A 1,547-nucleotide genomic window follows, 5' to 3' on the forward strand; every position below is an offset into this window, starting at 1 on the left:
CCGGGCCGCGGCGGCGAGGATACGCTCCCGGCGCGATCCTGCTGGCGGCGGTTCTTCGAGGCTGAAGGACACGGTCGGCACATTACCGCCTTCCGGGACAGCCGGTGCCCACCTGGTTAATACTGGCTAACCCAGGTTTTCAGTCGTTCGGCCCGGTGCGCGCCGGTCCACGCGGGGCCGCGGCCCGGCGCTCCACCGGCGCGAACAGGACGATCAACGGTGCCAGGAAGAGCGCGGGCAGGATCACCCACAGCGGTCGCCCGGCCCACCAGGTCGCGGTCGGTTCGTCGGGCATCGGCAGCCCGACCGCCCGCATCGTGACCATCGCGAGTAGCAGGGCCGTCATGTGCCACAGGAACACGGTCATGATCACGGAGTTGCCCGTGACGACCGCCGTCCACGGCCGGCGCCGGGCCAGCATCCGGTTCAGGGCGGGTGCGGCGAGCAGGATCAGACCGAGCTGGAAGACGGCGAGCACGGCGATCGCAGCGGTCGTCGGGAACATGTTGCCGCGCCTGGCTCCCTCGGTGGCGACCATCGATCGCGGATATTCGTCGAGCGTCGTCACCATGGCCAGCCCCGCCAGCCCGCAGAGCGCCGTCAGCAGCGCCCGCCGCGGCCCGCGCAGGACGCCGTCCCGCCAGAAATACCCGAGCTGGTGGGCGAAAACCCAGACGAGACCGGTGTTGACATAGCCGAACACCGTGCTGCCGGTGCCGAACCGCGCCAGGTCGACGAGCGCCACGACCGCGCCCAACAGCAGGATGAACCGGCGGCCGAACCGCCGATGGACCGCCGCGGTCACCGGCACGACCAGGATGACCCCCAGGTACGCCGCGAGAAACCACAGCGGCACCAGCACGGCCCGTCCATAGCGCAGCAGACCCGGGTAGTCGGGGACCGCGAGCAGCAGGACGGCGTCGACCGCCGCCCAGACGACGGCGAACACCGCCATCGGGGGCAGCAGGCGGCGCAGCCGCCCCCGCAGGAAGCGCCGCGCCCGCGGGCCCCAGGGACACGCGGGATCATCGCACGGGGACCCCGTGGCGCGACCGGCCGCGTCCCAGGCCGCCAGGTGGGCGAAGCCGCCGATGACGAAGAACACCGGCATCACCTGGAGCAGCCAGGTCGCGAGCCAGGCGAACGGTATCCGCGCGATCGGATTGGGCATCACGAGAACGCCCCCGCGAAAGTGGTCGATGGACAGGGCCCAGTGCCACAGCACCACGACACAGACGCTCGCCAGGCGCAGGAAGTCGACGTCGCGCGCCCGGGACGGCGGGGTGGAGTCGACGAGCCGGCCCACGGACCGCTCCACGGACCGGCCCATGGAGCGCAGCCCGCCCCACGGTGACCACACACCGCCAGGCTGCCAGACGCGGCGCCCCGGCGATTGCCGGGACGGACCCGGCACCCGAAACTGCCGTGAAACCGCGATGAACCCGGCGGGCCGCACGCTCACCCCATGGCAGCAGACCTTCTCGGGCAGCCGGACCAACGGTCTAGGAGGTCGCCCGCGGGGGTGCCGGCGGGGGCGCCGCCTAGAC

General features: G+C 72.3%; 1 protein-coding gene. It reads right to left on the reverse strand.

The features are described 5' to 3' along the window. Positions 1-139: 139 nt before the first annotated feature. Positions 140-1,547: acyltransferase family protein (locus tag AC08ON_RS06435; RefSeq protein ID WP_476616624.1), on the reverse strand; the 1,408-nt coding region annotated here is incomplete at its 5' end.

The sequence above is a fragment of the Frankia sp. CoWAU3 genome (genome assembly GCF_977971855.1).